The sequence below is a fragment of the Agrobacterium tumefaciens genome, from assembly GCF_013337285.1.
Lineage (GTDB): Bacteria > Pseudomonadota > Alphaproteobacteria > Rhizobiales > Rhizobiaceae > Agrobacterium > Agrobacterium burrii.
Window position 1 is genome coordinate 363011 of record NZ_SUPW01000004.1, and the last position, 19189, is coordinate 382199.

At 57.0% G+C, this 19189-nt stretch carries 13 protein-coding genes, 1 tRNA gene, 1 pseudogene and 1 riboswitch; of the genes and pseudogenes, 7 read left to right on the forward strand and 8 right to left on the reverse strand.

Features of this window, described 5'->3' with window-relative positions; translation table 11 throughout:
- The first annotated feature begins 58 nt into the window (after positions 1–58).
- From FCH38_RS14650 to FCH38_RS14660, 3 genes are all read left to right on the forward strand, one after another.
- Positions 59–1258 (forward strand): aspartate aminotransferase family protein, encoded by a 1200-nt coding sequence (locus FCH38_RS14650; protein WP_153515148.1) that lies wholly within the window; start codon positions 59–61, stop codon positions 1256–1258.
- A gap of 55 nt (positions 1259–1313) precedes the next feature.
- Complete coding sequence (argF, locus tag FCH38_RS14655; RefSeq protein WP_149898475.1) at positions 1314–2231, forward strand: ornithine carbamoyltransferase; 918 nt, start codon at positions 1314–1316, stop codon at positions 2229–2231.
- A gap of 244 nt (positions 2232–2475) precedes the next feature.
- A complete protein-coding gene (locus FCH38_RS14660; RefSeq protein ID WP_149898476.1) occupies positions 2476–3465 on the forward strand; it encodes an Hsp33 family molecular chaperone in 990 nt (329 codons plus the stop codon).
- Between the two features lie 51 nt (positions 3466–3516).
- On the opposite strand, the gene apaG is transcribed toward FCH38_RS14660, so the two are convergent.
- Together apaG and FCH38_RS14670 are read right to left on the reverse strand one after the other, a co-directional pair.
- Entirely contained in the window at positions 3517–3909 is a 393-nt protein-coding gene (apaG, locus tag FCH38_RS14665; protein ID WP_046799401.1) for a Co2+/Mg2+ efflux protein ApaG, read from the reverse strand.
- Between the two features lie 238 nt (positions 3910–4147).
- Positions 4148–5332: an O-succinylhomoserine sulfhydrylase gene (locus tag FCH38_RS14670; protein WP_174374185.1), complete on the reverse strand. Its 1185-nt coding sequence runs from the start codon at positions 5330–5332 to the stop codon at positions 4148–4150.
- A gap of 43 nt (positions 5333–5375) precedes the next feature.
- Positions 5376–5454: riboswitch (SAM riboswitch) on the reverse strand.
- 73 nt (positions 5455–5527) lie between these two features.
- Between FCH38_RS14670 and FCH38_RS14675 the strand changes: the two genes are divergently transcribed.
- The 4 genes from FCH38_RS14675 (at position 5528) to FCH38_RS23640 (ending at position 8085) form a co-directional block, all read left to right on the forward strand.
- Complete coding sequence (locus FCH38_RS14675; RefSeq protein ID WP_149898478.1) at positions 5528–6625, forward strand: 2'-deoxycytidine 5'-triphosphate deaminase; 1098 nt, start codon at positions 5528–5530, stop codon at positions 6623–6625.
- Between the two features lie 57 nt (positions 6626–6682).
- Positions 6683–6756 (forward strand) — tRNA-Gly (locus FCH38_RS14680).
- A 251-nt stretch (positions 6757–7007) separates the two neighbouring features.
- The gene (locus tag FCH38_RS23490; RefSeq protein WP_336510802.1) at positions 7008–7178 is read left to right on the forward strand and encodes an Arm DNA-binding domain-containing protein; all 171 of its coding nucleotides are present in this window, start codon (positions 7008–7010) and stop codon (positions 7176–7178) included.
- Positions 7108–8085: a tyrosine-type recombinase/integrase gene (locus FCH38_RS23640; protein WP_371418871.1), complete on the forward strand. Its 978-nt coding sequence runs from the start codon at positions 7108–7110 to the stop codon at positions 8083–8085. The genes FCH38_RS23490 and FCH38_RS23640 overlap by 71 nt, the downstream gene beginning before the upstream one ends.
- A 109-nt stretch (positions 8086–8194) precedes the next feature.
- Here FCH38_RS23640 and FCH38_RS14690 read toward each other — a convergent pair whose 3' ends face one another.
- From FCH38_RS14690 to FCH38_RS14715, 6 genes and pseudogenes are all read right to left on the reverse strand, one after another.
- Entirely contained in the window at positions 8195–8680 is a 486-nt protein-coding gene (locus tag FCH38_RS14690) for an Imm26 family immunity protein (protein WP_153515146.1), read from the reverse strand.
- Positions 8668–14859: a DUF637 domain-containing protein gene (locus FCH38_RS14695; RefSeq protein ID WP_174374186.1), complete on the reverse strand. Its 6192-nt coding sequence runs from the start codon at positions 14857–14859 to the stop codon at positions 8668–8670. Before FCH38_RS14695 ends, FCH38_RS14690 begins: the two co-directional genes overlap by 13 nt.
- 52 nt (positions 14860–14911) lie before the next feature.
- A complete protein-coding gene (locus FCH38_RS14700; RefSeq protein ID WP_174374187.1) occupies positions 14912–16684 on the reverse strand; it encodes a ShlB/FhaC/HecB family hemolysin secretion/activation protein in 1773 nt (590 codons plus the stop codon).
- Positions 16681–17421, reverse strand: coding sequence for an invasion associated locus B family protein (locus FCH38_RS14705; RefSeq protein ID WP_174374188.1), 741 nt, complete (start codon positions 17419–17421; stop codon positions 16681–16683). The genes FCH38_RS14700 and FCH38_RS14705 overlap by 4 nt, the downstream gene beginning before the upstream one ends.
- Positions 17422–17577: 156 nt before the next feature.
- Positions 17578–18131 (reverse strand): annotated as a pseudogene (locus FCH38_RS14710) (recombinase family protein).
- Positions 18132–18421: 290 nt separating this feature from the next.
- A complete protein-coding gene (locus FCH38_RS14715; protein ID WP_174374189.1) occupies positions 18422–18994 on the reverse strand; it encodes a hypothetical protein in 573 nt (190 codons plus the stop codon).
- Positions 18995–19189: the final 195 nt, after the last annotated feature.

Sequence of the window (19189 nt, forward strand, 5' to 3'; positions counted from 1 at the left end):
CCCCGCGAGCCTATTGACAACCTTATGACAGCGCATCCGCGCAAGGAGTGATACAGCCATGGCCGAAGCCGGCGCGCCATTGTTTGATACGTTTTCAAGAGCCCCCCTGCGCTTTGAGCGCGGTGAAGGCGTCTGGCTGTTCACGGAGAGTGGCGAACGATATCTGGATTTTGCAGCCGGTGTTGCGGTCAATTCGCTGGGCCACGCCCATCCGCACCTCGTGGAAGCAATCAAGACGCAGGCCGAGAAGGTCTGGCACGTCTCGAACCTTTATGAAGTACCGGGGCAGGAAAAGCTCGCCAAGCGGCTGACGGAGGCAACCTTCGCAGACAAGGTGTTCTTCACCAATTCCGGTGCTGAAGCGCTGGAATGCGCCATCAAGACGGCGCGCCGTTATCATTATTCAAAGGGTCATCCGGAAAAGTTCCGCATCGTCACCTTCGAAGGCGCCTTCCATGGCCGCACGCTGGCGACGATCGCTGCCGGCGGTCAGCAAAAATATCTCGAAGGTTTTGGCCCCAAGGTCGAAGGTTTCGATCAGGTTCCTTTCGCCGATATCGATGCCTTGAAGGCCGCCATCACGACTGAGACGGCGGCGCTTTTGATCGAGCCTATTCAGGGCGAGGGCGGTATTCGCGCGCCGAGCAAGGAATTCCTGCAAATCCTGCGTGGATTGTGCGACGAGCACGGCCTGCTCCTGATTTTTGATGAAGTCCAGACAGGTGTCGGCCGCACAGGTAAGCTGTTTGCCTATGAGCAGACCGGCGTTGCGCCGGATATCATGGCGGTTGCCAAGGGTATCGGCGGCGGTTTCCCGCTAGGGGCCTGCCTTGCGACAGCGGACGCCGCCTCTGGCATGACGGCCGGTGTGCACGGCACCACCTATGGCGGCAATCCGCTGGCTATGGCGGTTGGCAATGCCGTGCTGGATGTCGTTCTGGCCGACGGTTTTCTGGAAAAGGTTCGTGATGTCGCGCTGGTCTTCCGTCAGGGGCTGGCGTCGCTCAAGGATCGTTATCCTGATGTGATCGAGGAAATCCGTGGCGAAGGCCTGTTGATGGGCATCAAGGCGAAGGTTCCTTCGGGCGATTTGCTGCAGGCCATGCGCGCGGAGCACCTGCTCGGCGTGCCGGCAGGTGACAATGTCATCCGTCTTCTGCCGCCGCTCGTCACCACGGCGGAAGAGGCCCGCGAAGGGCTGGCGCGAGTGGAAGCGGCTGCCGCCTCCCTGACAGCGAAACAGGCGAAAATCGCCTGAAACCAATCAAGGGCGGGCCTCTTTCCGGAGGCTCGCGAGCATGGGACTGTTTGAAATGGCTTCACCAAAACATTTTCTAGACCTTTCGGCCGTCGGGTCGGAGGATTTGCGGGCGATTCTTGATGATGCGCACACGCGCAAGATTGCCACCAAGGCCGGCACGGCTGAAAAGCCGCTTGCCGGCAAGATGCTGGCGATGATCTTTGAAAAGCCGTCCACCCGCACCCGCGTCTCCTTTGATGTCGGCATGCGCCAGCTCGGCGGCGAAACACTCTTCCTGTCGGGCACGGAAATGCAGCTCGGCCGCGCCGAAACGATCGGCGATACGGCCAAGGTACTGTCGCGTTATGTCGACGCCATCATGATCCGCACCACGGATCATTCGCGCCTGCTTGAGCTTGCCGAACACGCGACCGTGCCTGTTATCAACGGCCTGACGGATGACACCCATCCCTGCCAGATCATGGCGGACATATTGACGTTCGAGGAACATCGCGGCCCGGTCAAAGGCAAGACAATTGCCTGGACCGGTGACGGCAATAACGTGCTGCATTCTTTCGTTGAAGGCTCGGCCCGCTTCGGTTACCGCATGAATATGGCGGTACCCATGGGGTCTGAGCCGCACGACAAGTTCCTGAACTGGGCGCGCAACAATGGCGGCGAGATCGCGCTTTATCATGATGCCGACAAGGCGGTTGCCGGGGCTGATTGTATCGTCACCGACACCTGGGTGTCCATGAATCAGGAACACAAGGCGCGCGGCCACAACATCTTCCAGCCGTATCAGGTGAATGAAGCGCTGATGGCCAAGGCTGATAAGGATGCGCTGTTCATGCACTGCCTGCCGGCGCATCGTGGCGAGGAAGTGACGGATGGCGTCATCGACGGGCCGCAATCGGTGGTCTTCGATGAGGCGGAAAACCGGCTCCATGCACAGAAGTCCGTTATCGCCTGGTGCATGGGCGTCATCTGACGACCAGCGCCGGTTTCGACCGACGCTTGGCCGGGTGCTTGAACTTGGCCGCATACATTACCATTTGTGGGACTTCGAAGAGGCTCGTCGGTTTTTTGCTGGCGGGCCATCATCAAGATTTGCACGATTTCCCCCGGAGGCGGTTTCGCTTCCCGGATCTCTGTGCGACAAGCGAAAAAAGCACATTCAAAAAGCCGGACTTTTGGACGGTAGCGGCGCAACGGCTGCGCCAGGGAGTTATGATATGGCAGATGTAACGGTTGAACTGGACGATCTCGTTCTTGCTGGCGACGACAAGGTCGTACCCTTTCAGGTCGAAGGTCTTGATGTGCGCGGCCGCGCCGTGCAGGTCGGGCCGCTGCTGAACGCCATCCTCGAACGGCACGACTATCCCACGGTGGTCGCCCGCCTGCTGGCGGAAGCGACGGTTCTGACGGCGCTGATCGGCACATCCCTGAAGTTTTCCGGCAAGCTGACCGTTCAGACCAAGGGAGACGGCCCGGTTGATCTTCTGGTGGCGGATTTTACCGCGCCCGAGAGCATGCGCGCCTATGCCCGTTTTGACGAAGAGCGACTGGCCGAGGCAATCGCTGCCGACGCCACCTCGCCCGAACAATTGCTGGGCACCGGCATTCTGGCATTCACGATCGATCAGGGTATGGGTATGCAGCCCTATCAGGGTATCGTGCCGCTGGATGGCTCGTCGCTGGAAGAAATCGCCGGGGTTTATTTCCGCCAGTCGGAACAGCTTCCCACCCGCGTGCGCCTCGGCGTTGCCGAGTTCTTCGACCGTGACGGTGAAGGCAAGCCGCGCCATGGCTGGCGTGCCGGCGGCGTGATTGCCCAGTTCCTGCCCCAGGCGCCGGAGCGTCTGCGCATGCGTGACCTTCACGGAGGCGACGGCGACGAGGGCAATTACGACGTGGCGGAGGACGATGCCTGGACTGAGGCGGTGTCGCTGCTGAACACGGTGGATACCGACGAGTTGACCGATCCGCAGGTGCCGGTGGAGCGTCTGCTCTACAGGCTTTTCCATGAGAGTGGCGTGCGCATCTATGATCCGCAGGTCATTTTCGATCGTTGCAGCTGTTCGCGGGACAAGATCAAGGGCGTTCTGTCCGGCTTCACCGCTGAAGAGATCAAGGCGAGTGAGGAAGACGGCGCAATCGCGGTGACCTGCGAGTTCTGCTCCACCACCTATCGCTACGATGTCAGCGAGTTTGAAAACGTCTGAATTAAAAAGCCGCGCCTTTAAAAGGTGCGGCTTCTCAACTGCTCGGGAGTCTCAGTTCAACACCCGCAAAAGCCCGGGCGAATCCAGCGAAAAGGCGGGTATGGTGACATTGAACACCTCGCCCTTTTCCGTTTCCATTTCATAATGGCCGAACATCAGGCCTGAAGGCGTATCCAGCGGACAGCCGGAGGAGTACTCATAGCTGTCGCCGGGGTTCAGGTGCGGCTGCTCGCCGACGACGCCCGGTCCGTATACTTCATCCACCTGGCCGTTTTGATCGGTGATATGCCAATAGCGATTGACGAGTGTCACCGTCATGTCGGAGTTGTTCGAGATCACGACTTTATAGCCCCAGACGTAACGATCGTCATCCGGGTCGGATTGTTCTTCGAGATAATACGGATCGACCGTTACCTCGATATCCCTTGTCAGAGCACGATACATACGCGCCACACCTCGATATTATGCCTGTTGCCATTATCCTACACTATAGGCTCTGGCGATCGTCAAGAAAATGAATGGCTTGACGGGCAGGCGCCACCTGTTGTTGCGCCGTTTTCCACCGTTAGGGATAACGGTAAAGGTAAATATTGGTTGCCCGCCACAGGATTTTGCCCCTTGCGGTGCCGGCTGCACCATGGCCCGACGCAGGGTAGGGCCATGGCGCTTATGGATTGAATTTTCAGGCGGAAACGGCTGCCAGCCCCTTCGCCAGATCTTCCAGCAGGTCGTTCGTATCTTCGATACCGCAGGAAAGACGCAAGGTTCCACCGGAAATGCCCAGTTCGGCGCGCGCCTCATCGGAAAGGTTCTTGTGCGTCGTGGTGCCGGGGTGGGTGATCAGGCTCTTGGCATCGCCCAGATTGTTGGAAATCTTGACGATCTCCAGCGCGTTCTGCAGCGCAAAAGCCGCATCCTTGCCACCCTTCAGTTCGAAAGCGACCAGTGTCGAGCCGCCGGACATCTGCCGCGCAATAATATCGGCCTGCGGGTGATCGGCGCGGCCGGGATAGATGACCTTGGCGACCTTGCCGCTATCGGCGAGGAAATCGGCGATCTTTGCGGCATTTTCCGTCTGCTGTTTGACGCGCAGTGGCAGGGTCTCGATGCCCTTCAGCAGCGTCCACGCGTTGAACGGCGACATGGCCGGGCCGGTGTGGCGGAAATAGTCCTGCAACTCTTCCTCGATCCACTTCTTGTCGGAAAGGATCACGCCGCCGAGGCAACGGCCCTGACCATCAATATGTTTGGTCGCCGAATAAACCACGATATGGGCGCCGAGTTCGAGCGGCTTCTGGAAGAGCGGAGTCGCAAACACATTATCGACCACGACTTTGGCGCCAATCTGGTTGGCAAGCTTTGCCACGCCGGCAATATCCACCACTTCGAGTGTCGGATTGGTCGGGCTTTCAAGGAAGAACAACTTGGTGTTCGGCTGGATCGCCTTTTCCCAATTGCCGAGATCGCGGCCGTCGATCAGCGTGCATTCGATGCCGTATTTCGGAGCAAGCGTCTCAACCACCCAGCGGCAGGAGCCGAAAAGGGCGCGTGCGGCAACGATATGGTCGCCGGCGCGCAGCTGGCACATGATGGCGGCGGTGACGGCGGCCATGCCGGAGGCAAGCGCGCGCGCATCTTCCGCACCTTCCAGCAGGCACATGCGCTTTTCGAACATGTCATTGGTCGGGCTTGCATAACGGGCGTAGATGAAGCCGTCCGTTTCACCCTTGAAGCGCGCTTCGGCGGCTTCGGAGTTTTCGTAGACGAAACCCTGGGTCAGATAGATTGCTTCCGACGTTTCACCATAGGGGGAGCGTAGCGTACCGCCGTGAACGAGCTGGGTTGCCGGGCGCCATTTATTGCTCATGTGATCACCTTCAAAACAAAAAAACCGGCCGCAAAAGCAGACCGGTTCCAAGCACCCGGTCTTTTTAGCCACTTATTTAACGTGGCTGCAAGCCGACCGGCCAAATCACCACGGGATAAGATTGCCATACTGCCGTTACCCGCTTGCGTCAATGCCTTCCTTTTGGTTTTGTCGCGGTCAAAAGGAATGATGACCATGACGAGAACCACGGGCATTTTGGCGGATGGCGCTATCCGGGCGCTGTTTGCGGGCGGCAAGCTGAAAAGCGAGGCCGAGCTCGATATTGACCAGGTGCAGCCCGCCAGCCTCGATCTGCGGTTGGGTTCAAAAGCCTATCGCGTGCGCGCCAGCTTCATGCCCGGCCCTGGAACCCGCGTCATCGACAAGCTCAACCGCTTCAGCCTGCACGAGATCGACCTCAGCAACGGCGCAGTGCTGGAAACCGGTTGCGTTTATATCGTTCCGCTGATGGAAAGCCTGGAACTGCCGGCGGAGATGTCGGCTTCGGCCAATCCCAAAAGCTCGACCGGTCGTCTCGATATTTTCACCCGCGTGATGACCGACAACGCGCAGGAATTCGACAAGATACCGGCGGGATATGCCGGCCCGCTTTATCTGGAAATCAGCCCGCGCACCTTCCCCGTGGTGGTGCGCCGCGGCTCGCGCCTGTCGCAGATCCGCTTCCGCATCGGCCATTCGCTGCTCAACGAAAATGAGCTTCTGAAGCTGCACGAGACGGAAACGCTGGTTGCCAGCGAAACGCCCAACGTCACCGGTGGCGGCATCGCCCTTTCCATCGATCTCAAGGGTTTTGGCGACAATGGGCTGATCGGCTATCGCGGCAAGCATCACACGGCGGTGGTGGATGTCGACAAAAAGGCCCAGCACGACGTGCTCGATTTCTGGGAGCCGCTTTATGCGCGCGGCCGCGCCGAACTGATCCTCGATCCGGATGAGTTCTACATTCTCGTTTCGCGCGAAGCCGTGCACGTTCCTCCGCTCTACGCGGCTGAAATGACCCCCTTCGACCCCTTGGTGGGCGAGTTCCGCGTGCACTACGCCGGCTTCTTCGATCCCGGCTTCGGCCACGCGCAGGCCGGCGGCACCGGCAGCCGCGCCGTGCTGGAGGTGCGCAGCCACGAGGTGCCCTTCATCCTCGAACACGGCCAGATCGTCGGCCGTCTGGTTTACGAGCACATGCTGCACAAACCAGAGGGCCTCTACGGCAGCGGCCTCGGCTCCAACTATCAGGCGCAGGGCCTGAAACTTTCCAAGCATTTCCGCGCGGAATAATGAGCCTGCCGGGTGCTTGACACCCGATGCGAACTGTCCGATGTCTTATTTCACGGTGCGGGTGTAGCTCAATGGTAGAGCAGCAGCTTCCCAAGCTGAATACGAGGGTTCGATTCCCTTCACCCGCTCCAGCGACCTTTCCAACAAGATCAACGACGTCCAACAAGCGCTGATTTTTCAGCGCTTTTGCCTCGTGTGCGCGTAAGATCGTGCAACGGTATGCAGTGACATCCAGCAATTTTGTCGGTAAAAATCACGGTATTCGTCATCGTGGTGGGAAGCCGATACCGTAAAATGGCACTGACAGACATTCAGGTTTAAGAATGCCAAAGCCGACAGCAAGCCGTGCAAGCTGTCTGATGAGAAGGGGCTTTACCTCTACATTTCGGTTGCTGGGGGAAAGTCTTGGCGCTTCGATTACGATTTTTTCGGAAAGCGAAAAACTCTTACGATTGGGGCGTACCCAACGGTTGGGCTGGCGGATGCCCGTCGATTGCGCGACGAGGCCAAGAAGAAGCTGGCTGAAGGTTTGGACCGGTGTCATTGCGGATGAATTCATTGAGAAGCTGAAACGCGACAAGCGTGCAGAGCCGACCATCACGAAGAATAAATGGATGTTGAAGGATCTCGCAGCAAAGCTTGGACCTTATCCGGTCACCCAGATTACCGCGCGTGATGTTCTTGCGGTGTTGACCACCATCGAAAAGAGCGGGCGAGTGGAAAGTGCATTGGCAACGCGCGCTGCCATTGGTCGTGTGTTCCGATATGCCATCGCAACGTCAAGGGCCGAGAACGACCCGACGTCGGCGCTACGGGGGGCTCTCCAACGCCACGTGCCGGTCAACCATGCCGCATTAACGACGAAGGCTGAGATGGGCGGCCTGATGCGTGCGATTTACGGTTACGAGGGCTGGCCTTCTTTGGTTGCCGCATTGAAAATCCAAGCCTTGTGTTTTGCCCATCCCGGTGAGACGCGCTCGATGGAGTGGACGGAGTTAGATTTTGATAAGTTAGTTTGGACCATACCCGCACAGAAAACCAAAATGCGCAGAGAGCATCATGTGCCGCTTTCAACACAAGCAGTGGAAGTTCTCACGGAGATGAAGGAGCTGTTTGACGATAAGCCCTATGTCTTCCCTTCAATGATGTCCGGCAAGAAGGTTCTATCCGAGAACTCCATGAATTCAGCTCTGCGGCGCATGGGGGTGACTGAGGCCCAGCATACCGCGCACGGCTTTCGTTCTTCCGCCAGCAGCATATTGAACGAGTCTGGAGAGTTCAGCATCGATGCTATCGAAGCTCAGCTTGCGCATCTCGATACGCGGGCCGTTAGACGTATCTACAATCGGGCCACATATTGGGACGAGCGAGTGAAGATGATGCAGTGGTGGGCCGACGTTCTCGATAAGGCGCGAGCGGACACTAAAAGCTCTGACCAATTGGCAAGTTTGCATCGTTGAATGTTTGAGAGGCCTTGCTGAGGGTTCAAGGCGAGAAAGTGAAAGCTACACCGACATTGATATGTCTCCGGTCGTAGTTGTAATTTCATCTGGCAGTCGAAAAAGTAAATTATATGTAGTCTTTTTCAACTCGATAGTTTTTCTCAATCATCTCGATGAGTAGTGGAGCGCTAGGAAGAGAAGGTCCTTCTGGATATTTCTTTTCCTCGTTCGTGAGAGGGCGTTTTACCCGCCATTCTTTTTCTCCATCCCAGAAAAACCAAAGAGTATCGTCCCCTTTGAGATTATTGGTTCCACGAAAAATCGGGAAATTCTCTAATTTTTCTGAAACCGGAACATTTGCGACTAGCGTAAATAGCCCTTGTCGAACTGCATCTTGTATAAGAAATGTTGTGATAAATTGCGGATCTTGGCAGACCAAAGAAGAAAAATCCTCCGGCTCTTTTGCAAAGAACTGTCTAAAGACAGCGACAACAAATTTCCATTTCGGATGGGTGTGGGTAACCTGCCCATAACAAATCCCTTCTGAAGTCAGAATTTGGAAGACATCGCCGATTTTCACTGTTTTACGTTGCAACATATCTATTTCGTCCATTGGTATTCGACTCTGTCGAGAAGCTCTTTGCCACGGACTAGGGCTTGCTCGTAGGCCGTTGGATTTTTTGTTTTCGAAATCGAGTTTATTTTGTTGAGCAGGTCGCCATTATTTTTGCCTAAACCGTAATAATTAATGAGGGTTTGCTCAACTGCTCTGGCATCATCCCGTGAAAGGTTCGACAAGCCGCGAATTTCCGTGATCTTTATTCCCTTTTCGCGCAGATGCTCTGCGCCTCGGCGCGCGATATCATCTGTGATGCCAACATATCTTGTCGCGCCATCTACAACGCAACTGTAAACGCATGTTTTACCCCCGATACTTGCTGACGCTGTTTCGGTTGCAGTTTCAATTGCTCTTACCGTATCGGCATCAGCATTTTTTCGAACCCATCGCAGTAGATCAGCACCCGCCTTCGACCCAGGAATGACGCTACCGATTGTTAGCTCTATGCCTGCATCTACCGCTGCCTGTTTTGCCATGGAGACGGCTTGATCGCATGCGGACTGGCTGCCAGCGTTGCACTGGTACGTTGCGACGGTGATATCAACGGCATCCGACGCCACAAGAACCTTGTCGGTCACCTCTAATATAACGCCAATTACGATTATGACAGGGATCCAGAAGGCGTTGTTTTCGGCGGCATTTCCGCCCGCGTCGGCTCCGGTATCAACATTACCTCCGGCAAGGGCGGCGGCAAGACCAGCAGCGACGCGTGCGACATCCACGCCGCTTGCACGCCAATTGTTGACGAGCACTATCGCTTCGTCACGCGTTAGATCGCGTTCTGTCAACGCATTGTGGATACTCTTTTCAATCAGCTCTGCGGTAACTTCACCGACAACGCCGCCGATCGCTCCAGACTTGCAGTCGCCAGCGGCAATTGCACCAGCCGCACAACCAAGCGCCGCATGTGCGATCATCTGGGAAACCTTATCGATTTCTCCTGTATGATACGCCTTGCCGATTTCCTGCGCGATGTTTTCGCTAAGAACCGCTGCGGCTTCGAGCCTGAATGCATCAAGCAGGTTTCGGTCGAGCTTGCCGCCTTCGATGGCGGTAGAAACACCCGCCTTGACGGTGGCGCGAATAAGGCCCTGCTGAATGTCCTGGGTGATCCGGTCGGCCAACGGTGCGTTTGCCGGGAGCTCATTCCCAAGACCAGCCATGTCGGCCAGCTGAACCGTCAGTCCTGCAGCCACCATGGAGGTGAGCAACGCGCGGATATTGGCAGACGAACCGAGTTCCTTTAGGGCCGCACCGATGTCGCCCTGATTGTTGACCAGTGCCACTGCGCTCTTGTTGATGAGCGTTTGAAGTCCCGCCTGAATAGCCGCTTCGGCAACTGCATTGCCGGCCAAGCCAAGTGAACCGGCAACGGAACTGGTAAGGCTTGACGTGAAGCCCGTCATTGGTCCTGTGAGAGCGGCCGTGATGAGTGTCACCAGCGCCGCACCGGCCTCAGTCAGTCCTTGAGACTTGTAGTCCCACTGTTGGAACTGAGCATCGACGGCCTTCCAGTCCACCTTGCCGGCGAGAGCCGGGTCGTTGCGGATATCTCCGACCCAGGAAAGGCCGGGGGACTGCGAGAGTTGCTCGAGCGAGGCTTCTAGATTGCCGGTCTTGTGGTATTCGATGACAATCCCGTTGCCGGCATCGATCTTCAGGCCGCCACCTGCCTCGATCTCGACATGGCGGATCGTTTCTTCGGCCTTGCCCTGATCACGCTCGTTCCACCAGAACAGATCTTCCTCACGCTTAAAATCCTGCTTGAAGCTCTGGTCGGTGTTTGTGAGAAGGGCGACCTTGCCTTCTTCCGCTTCGAGGCGGGTTTCTCCGCCGCTTTTTATCTGCGGTGCCTGCAACGTCACATCGCCGGTTTCCGAGATAACGGAGAGGTCACCTCCTGCCGTGATCGTCGTCGCTTCGGTGTCCACGGAAGAGGACTGGCGACGAATATTGGTTTCGGTGCCGAGGAAGCCGCCCGTCTTGATGTCGAGCTTCAGGTCGCGGCTTTCGCGATTCTGCACGGAGGCGATGGTCACGTCGCCATCAGCCTGAACGGTGACGTCTTCGCCACCCGTCACCGTCACGCCTCGAAGGGCGAGATCGTCACCGGCATCGATAAGGAGATTGCCGCCCGCCTGTAGTTCCGCCAGCGTGTTGGTCAGGCTATAGGCCCGGTCATACCCGCCCTTGATCTTGTCGTCGCGGGACCGTTCCAGTTCGAGCGCCGATATCTCGATCGCGCTGCCCGCATCCAGCGTCATGTCATCGCCGGCAACAAACTGTCCGCCTTCGGAAACGATCGACCCGGATGCCTTGAGAAGCAGGTCCTCACGTGCCTCGATACGAGCCGTTTGCTGGGCACGGTCGGCAAAACCGTTGGCATAGACATCACGAACCTTCGCCGTGTCGTTGACGACGGCGTCTGCCTCAACGGTGACGTTGCGGCCCGAAACCGTGCCGGAACGGTTAGAGAAGATGCTGCCGGCATCGATGACGATATCAGCGCCCGCAAACAGGCTTCCTCCATTGTTGAAGAGGGCCGCCGAGGTATCGATGGAGAGGTTGCCGACGGTGGAGATCGTTCCCGAGTTTGTCAGCGCCGCCGTTTCGATTGTCGCCTGACCGGCCTTGATCTGCGCGCTGGCCAGACTGGTGTTGGCCGCAGTCGAATGGGACAGATAGACGCGGGGGACCATGACCTCGTGCCCATTCACCGTCTGCTTTTCCAGCCAGACGATGTCCTTGGTCAGCGCACCAATCTGTGACGGTGTCAGCGCGACGCCGAAGGTAAGCCCCAATTCCTTTTGGGCATCGATGGCGTTGTTATAGAGCGCCTGTATGAGTTGATAGGGATCGAGGCTGGAACCGAAGGAGCGGCTACCGGTCAGATTGAATATCTGGTCGCGGATAAGGCGATATTCGACGTAAGCATCGCCCAGTCGCTTCAGTGGCAGGTCAGGATTGTAGCCGCCGATGTGGCTGAGGAAGTAATCGGAACCAAGGAACTTGGAAGCATCGATGAACTCGGATCGGGTTTCGATCAGGAACGGCATGTTGGGAGCCGCAATCGTCTGGAACGTGGCCTGCCGTCCGATCAACGAATTGACGCTGACATCAAGCGCCGAGATGTTTGCAAGATTGCTTGCCTGCGAGGCGAAAGCGACGTCGGCGACCGACAATGCCCGATCACCGGATGAAAGCCCGATCTGGCTTGCCTGACCGCGCACGGCGTTGTTGTTGAGATACCCGCTGACATTGGCGCTGAGAGTGCCGCCGGCCTCGATGGTCCCGAACACGGAATCGTAGGTGCGTGAGGATGTGCCTGACTCTGTGGTCGTCCAGTAACGCGTCTTGCGGTCGACGCAGACGCCGAGAATTCTTCGCGCGCAATAGCGTTCAGAGTGCTCTGTCACCGCCGTCGTTTCGATGGTTTCGATCAGGTCACGACCTTCGTTCATGATCGAAGCAGCCGTAATCGCGATATCACCATTGGCAGCGATCTGGCTGTAGCTGTTGGTCAGCGCTCCAGTGTCGATTTCGATCTTGCCTCCCGCCAGAAGCTGGGAGGCGGGTCCGTTCGCCGTTGCTTTTTCCCGTTTTGTAACGGTGGTCGTCGTGGTTGATCCGGATGCCGAGGATTGCGATGTCTCATCAATGGTCGCGGTCAGGCCCTCCCTCCGGTTGGTGAGCGAAGCGACGTTCAGGGCCATGTTACCGGACACCGCCTCGATTGTGCCGGAACGGTTGTCCAAAGCACCAGCGCGCAGGCCGGTCAGACCTTTGATGACAAGATCGGTCTCTGACAGCACATCGGCATTGATGTTGGTGAAGCTGCCATCCAGAGAATAGGTCGAGGAGGTGCCGGAATAGAGCAGTCCGGTATTGGAAAGGTTGCCCGCAAGCTCGGCGAGAAGTGGCCCGTTCGCTGAGCCGACCGAACCTGCATTGGCAAGGGATGCCGCCCGCAGCGCCAGCCCGCTGCTGCCGTTAAGCACCGCACCTGCCTGAGCATTGACGTTTCCAGCCCGGCCATCGTTTCGGCCCGTTAGTGTCAGCGCGCCATTTGATTCTATCTTGCCGGAAATGGTGGCATCGCCATCGATAGAAAGGCCGATCCCGTTCCGCGCGGAGATTTTCCCGGAGTTTTGGAAGTTGCCGGAAAGAGCGGCGACGATTGACTGGTCATGAGCGGTCAAAAGACCCTGATTAACAAGCCCTGCCGCCTCCATATCCACGCGTCCGGCGTTGATGGTGCCGTTGCTAGTGATCGTTCCACTGGCGGCTTGCAATGAAAGTGCATCCTCGACCAGCAATTCACCCGAACTGCCGATATTCCCGCCGGCTGAGACGGTTGCGGAGGCGGTGCTTAACAGCGTACCGGCATTGGTAATGTCGGTTTGTGCGGCGACGTCGAGCGTGCCTCCCTGTGCGGCAATGGAACCGTCGTTGATGATCGATCCGGCGGACGCTTTCACCCCTGCATTGGCGGCAACAAGTCCGGCCGTCGTGTTTCGAAGCGCGCCATCCGCCGTCAGTGTGACCTTGTCCGTGGAAACGACGCGCCCCGAATTCTCGATGTCCCCTTTTGACGAGAGGATGGCACCGTCGTTTCCGGCGATTTCGCCTGAATTTGCCAGATTGCCGCTTATAGTTCTGAGTGTTGCCGACGATTTCGCCGCGAGGCTGGCACTGGAGGTGAGGCTTGCAGCTTCTGCGAGAAGCGCGCCGCCCGAAACGTAACGGCCGCTATTGATCGTCAGACGGTCGACTGATGTAACGGTGAGATTGCCGCCAGCCGTGATGCGCCCGTTTACTGCAACAATGTTATCTGTCTCAAGCGTGATGTCAGAGAGTGACCGAAGCGTGTCGCGCCCGGTACCGGTTGTGCGCGTCAGATTGATGTTATCAGCCTTGATTGTCAGCAGACCCCCGGCAGCAAGTTGACCCTTCCCTGCCTCTAGTGTCGAAGCCACGACGTTCAGGGTGCCGGTGGCTGTTTGCTGCCCGGCGCTGTCAGTTCCCGATGCCGCGAGTGCATCCGTGCCGAGCGACACGGTCTCCCCCTTGAGTGAGACGTTGCCTTTGCTGATGACAAGGGCGTTATCGGCCAGTTTTACGCCGCTCAACCCTTCGAGCACGATGGCTTCGTCTGAGAACAGCGTGCTTTCAACCGTAACCGCCTGCTTGGCGGATCTGGCTGTGATTGCCTGCTTGGCTTGCGCTTTTCCGAATGTGAGCTTGCCGTCGGCGCTGAGCGTCATTGCCCCGGCATTGGCGGCCATATCGCCGGACATTTTGACGCCGGCACCTTTGTCGGTGGAAATGATCTTGATGCTGCCGGCATACATGCCGCCCAGCAGCGAGGAATCGATGGCGATTGCCGGTTCGTCATCATCGGATGCCATTGGTGTCACCAGCCCGGATTGATAGGCGTAGCTGTTGCGGCCCGCAACGAGATTGAGTTCGCCGCCAGCCCTGACCGGGCCATCGACGGCGATCTTGCGCGAAACGATATCGAAGATATTGACCGAGCCGAGGTCGGCACCATTTGCGCCGATGCGGACGTCACCGCCATTTACGCGTAGACCGGACAAAGATCCGTCTGGTCCCAGTTCCGGCGTGCCGGTCGATAGGGTCACGCGTGGTGTATTGATGAAGCCGCAGCCATTGCAGGTGAGCCCATTCGGATTGGCGATCACGACATTGGCACCGCCGCCGTGGACCTCCACAGCTCCTTGCAGAAGCGAGCGGTTGGAGCCGGTTACCTCGTTTAGAATGACACTGGCCGGGCCGGAATTGCGCAGATTGGCATTGCCCTGGACGAGGCCGCCAAGCTGTGAGCGCAACAAATCCTGATTGGAGTTGTTGAGGATGACACCATTCGGGCCGACATTGAAGTCGCCATACTTATTGTGAGACAGGCCGGCAGCGTTCGGTGTGACGATATCGATCAGCGGAACGCCATTGCCGGTTGCGCCGATACCGGGCTGGTTTGCGAAGCCCGCTGCCTGATCAGCCCGGATTTCCTGCGCTTTCAACATCAGCGGCTGTGTTGCAAGAATAGCGCTAAGTGTCAGCGCAACGGATTTGCGGGCGATGATACCAAACCGCAAACTACGCGAGTTCGGTTGTTCAACTCTGCGCTGCTTTTCGAGTTTCGATTTTGGCATGCCATTGCTCCATACTAAGGTGGCTAGTGAACGAACGCGCAGAGTTCGCAGTCTAAAATGAAACCGACAGGCGTGCCTGTACCAGTCCTGACGACGGGCGAAGGCTACTGGGCAGGTCGGGCATGGAAAGAATGTCGGCATAGGACACATCGAAATTGATGCGGCCGCCGCGATTTCGGAGACCGATCGCACCACCGATGATATTTCCGCCGAGTGCGGTTCCGGACGGGTCGGCAGCACTATGTCCCAGATCCAGCGCGACGTAAGGTTCCAATCGTCCGATGATCCGGGTGGCCTCGGCATCGTTGAGTTCCGGTAACAGAACCGAAAGTTCGTTGCGCATCAGGATTGCCTTGCCGGAATAGAGAATTGCCTCGCGCGCACCCCGTACTGTTGAATAACCGCCAAGCGACATTTGCTCTGAGCCAAACAGCAGGTCGTCGGTCCACTGGCCGGTAACGCTGGTGTTGAAGATCATCGTCGCCGCCCCGAGCTCCTGCGTCCGGAAATATCCGAGCGAAGCTGAAAGCGTCTCGAACTGGCCTTTCGGGGAACCTGCAGGTGCGGTGGAATCGTCGAATGCACCTAAAATATCCAGACCGCGATTATAGCCGAAGCTGACGCTTGCCTGTCCCCCGAGGAGCTGGCGGGAGTGGCCAAGCTCCACCGTCGCGACGGAAAGCACACGGCTTGAGACGTCGATGCGGCTACCGAGCAGGAAGTTTTCAGTTTCCTTCCATGTCAGACGCCCGGTCATCCACGTCTTCGATGTCTGATCCCGGTGAAGGACGCGCGAGACGTAGGGAGCCACCGAATGCGAACCACCGGATGTCTCGATGGCGGATAGCGGCCCTTGAAGGGTAGAGTGGTAGTTGCTCCAGGAACCATTGATCCCAAAAGTCCAATAGCCGTAAGGTACGGAAACGGCTGCTGTCAGCGTGTTGCTGTTGGGACGATCGCTCGACAGAAAAAGCGGATGGTGATCCATCGAGCGCTGGTAGCCGAAGAGCCATTCGTCGTTGACACCGAAGATGTTATCCAGCCCGAAATCCGCACGTGACTGATAGATGCCGGTCGCATTGCCGCCGAGATTGTCCGCCGACAGGCTTACATGCCATGGACGCGCCTGCTCTACAGCCACATCAAGAACCGAGCCCCCCTGACCCTTGCCGGATTGCAGCGCGATCTTGCCCTTGCTGGAGCGTAGCCGATTGATCTGGTCGAGGCCCTGTTCAATATCGCGCAGATTGGCCGGCTCGCCACGTATGCCGGGAAATGCGGTCGCGATGCGGTTATCGCTGGGTGCCTTGCCATTCAAGGTGATATCTTCGAGGCTCCCTTCGATCACGGAAATATCCAGTGAACCGTCGGACAAATCCTGTTCCGGCAGATAGGCGCGCGAGGCGATATAGCCGCGTTCGACGTAAAGGTAGGTCAGTGCCTCCAGCACGCTGTTTAGTTCGGCAAGCCCGAGGCATCGTCCTTCCCACCGGCGTATAGTGTGCGTAACGGTCGCGGCGGGGACGAGCGTTGTTCCACTTACCGAAATACGACTGACCGGCAGGCAAGTTTCGCCGGGGGCGGAGGAGGCGGTATCGGGAGCGGTTGTCGGCCTTCCCTGCGGCGCACGCGTGGTCTTGCGCAACATTTCTTCTTGTCGAAGCCGATCCTGTTCGGCCTGCTGTCTTTCGATCTGGTTCGCCTGACGTGCCGCGTCGTTTGTAACGCCTTGCGCATGGGCAGGCGCTGTTTTCACGGCGAGCGAAAGCAGCGCGGCGGATAACGCAAGGCCGGAAAAACGGCTGGAGCTACGCAAGACCTTCAATTGCCGCCATCCACGGCCTTGGAAGGAGCAGTCTTATCGTCATTCACCGCCTGTGTGCTAGGAATTGCTCCCGACGCCAGTGCATCGAATGCTTTGGTGAACCCCTTCAGTGAGAAAGACGCCTTCACGGTCTGGCTGTTGAGCAAGCGAAAATAGGCGGTTCCGTCGGCTGCTTTTTTCATCTGGGCGAGGCGGTCGCGGTCCAGCGGAACGATGACGAAACAACCAAGATGATTGCAGTTGCGGTATTTCAACAGGGAAGGTTTCGCTGTGCCGGCCGCGAAACCAAAATCCGATGCGAGATGAACATCGAGCGGCGTTAAAACCACCAGCGCCCAATCCGCTTTTCCTGCTTTGTCGTTGGCGCGGGAAACGGCAAGGTTTAGGACCTCAAGAGGCTTGCCATTCTGGCTGACCATGAGTGGCTGAGCGATTTCACAGGCGGGTGACGTTGCTGGTTTTCCATTTGTCGCAGGCGGTGCAACGCATCGCAACGTCCAGTCGTCGAAATGCTCGACCCGAACATCGGAAGGGGCACGAATGTCGGTTTGCCCTTTAGTCGTTGGTTCTTGCGCCCAGCTCGGAACGGTTGCGAATGAAATTGTACCCGCCATAACCAAGGTAAATGCGATTCGAGCGAAAAAGGAGGGAACCCTGAGTCCTGTCGTCAAACCCTTGTGATGATGGACGCAGGTAAAGCTTGTCTGAAAAGAGAGGGCGGGCAACTGAGAATTCATCCGGAACCTGTTTTTTTAGTAAACTAGCATCTTCAGGGTGTATTCTCTGCGGCCATAGCAAACAAATACAACCTTGAAAAGTACAAAAAAATAACAGGCACACTTTCTCGTTGCTTAACGGCATGCGTCTAGTTTTGCGGAACGGATTTGCCACCTTCAGAGGTGCACTAAAGACGATAGTATCCGGTATACCTGCATGCGTGAGCACTTTACCTCCCGCGCTATTGCAGTTGGCCCAGCGCCAAGTTTATGAAGTTGCACAACGAGGTTGCTGTCGATACGTGTCTTGCCACCTTTGTATATACCAAGATTCTTCGCGCGTTCGATGCCCTCGCGCTGTCGCTCTTTGATGAATCGTCGCTCCATCTGAGCCACCATGCCGAGCACGGTCAAAATAACTTTCCCATTTCGCCTTTTGTTGAGACGTGTGGCTCGAGGACAGTGACGTATGCGCCGCGCTGTTCGCATTCGTGGACGATATTCAAAACGTCACGGGTGTCACGGCCGAGGCGATCAAGGCGTGTGACGATCAGTTCGTCATCTTCGCGCAAGAACTCGATGATTGTTGCCAACTCGGTTCGGCCTTGACGGCTTTCACCGGAAACCTTTTCGCACCGGACGATTTGGCAGCCTTCGGCTATAAGCCGCTGTTGTTGAATTTCTAGATCCTGATCGAGCGTACTAACGCGGGCGTACCCTATACGAGCCATGTGTCACCTCAAGCTTTAGGCTTGACGCTACCCTGTCACAAATAGTCGCTGTCAACCCAGATGTTACATGGGTGGCTGTAACTACCGACTCGTCACATGAAGGTATACCCTTATGTGACCCGCTGTTGCACCTTGCGGACATGCACGTCCAGTTTATGAAACGAAGGTTTTGGTTTCGATTGGGAGGATGCAAACGTCCGACCAGCACCGACGTCAGTGCGGAGAAGAGGCACGGTGCTAGCGAACGATCATTGGCTTCTGACAGGCGGCAGGCAGCCTTTGCTGTCACCTCAAGTCTTTATTCCAGTTTTGTCGAACAGGCTTTTGCGGAAGTCGGTTGAATAAGCACTCGCAGCTACCTCCTTAACCAGATGGCCCTGCCATGTCGCCTTAAGGCCAAAAACGCTCTGAATCTTAGCCAGCGCGATTTTTCCGTCTGCCAGACGTCGCCTAGCCTTCTTCCGCTCCTCATCGCCGAGTTGGTTCAGATAGCCTTCCGTCCTATTGCGCATCTCTTTGAACCGGACCATGAAATCGCGCCAATCACCGTTCTTAGAAGTTACAGCATCCTTGATCGACTTCATCGATCGCCAGGAGGACGCATCTGCATAGAACGTGTTGGCAAGTGCGCCGCTCATTAGCTTCGCCTTGTGCCTCTCATAGCTGACGTATTTGCACAAAGCGGCCCAGTATTGCGGGTACACTATTTCTTCTATGCCGTCGTCGATGTCCGACGCCGAGCGTTTGCCCAAACCATGGAGTGACACGTCATTCTCGATATACGTCACGATGTCAGCGTAGTTAATCAGGATATTTTCGGCTTCGTGCTCAGCTAGGAACATAATTCCTTCGAGGTTTTCCACATCGAAAAACGGATCGATACATTCCCTAAACTTTTCGTAGCCATTGTAGGATACGGAGGCCTCGCCGTCGAGAAGTCCGAAAACCTGAACCGCACCGGGTTTGCCAGAGGCTCCAACTTCTGAGAGAGTGGAGCCGATATGAGCAAGACAACGAACAAGTTTTCACCTGAAGTCCGCGAACGTGCCGTCCGTATG

Excerpts from the sequence above, each read along its gene's own strand:
- FCH38_RS14650 (WP_153515148.1), top strand. The coding sequence starts at position 59 with ATGGCCGAAGCCGGCGCGCCATTGTTTGATACGTTTTCAAGAGCCCCC.
- argF (WP_149898475.1), top strand. The coding sequence starts at position 1,314 with ATGGCTTCACCAAAACATTTTCTAGACCTTTCGGCCGTCGGGTCGGAG.
- FCH38_RS14660 (WP_149898476.1), top strand. The coding sequence starts at position 2,476 with ATGGCAGATGTAACGGTTGAACTGGACGATCTCGTTCTTGCTGGCGAC.
- apaG (WP_046799401.1), bottom strand. The coding sequence starts at position 3,909 with ATGTATCGTGCTCTGACAAGGGATATCGAGGTAACGGTCGATCCGTAT.
- FCH38_RS14670 (WP_174374185.1), bottom strand. The coding sequence starts at position 5,332 with ATGAGCAATAAATGGCGCCCGGCAACCCAGCTCGTTCACGGCGGTACG.
- FCH38_RS14675 (WP_149898478.1), top strand. The coding sequence starts at position 5,528 with ATGACGAGAACCACGGGCATTTTGGCGGATGGCGCTATCCGGGCGCTG.
- FCH38_RS23640 (WP_371418871.1), top strand. The coding sequence starts at position 7,108 with ATGCCCGTCGATTGCGCGACGAGGCCAAGAAGAAGCTGGCTGAAGGTT.
- FCH38_RS14690 (WP_153515146.1), bottom strand. The coding sequence starts at position 8,680 with ATGGACGAAATAGATATGTTGCAACGTAAAACAGTGAAAATCGGCGAT.
- FCH38_RS14695 (WP_174374186.1), bottom strand. The coding sequence starts at position 14,859 with ATGCCAAAATCGAAACTCGAAAAGCAGCGCAGAGTTGAACAACCGAAC.
- FCH38_RS14705 (WP_174374188.1), bottom strand. The coding sequence starts at position 17,421 with ATGAATTCTCAGTTGCCCGCCCTCTCTTTTCAGACAAGCTTTACCTGC.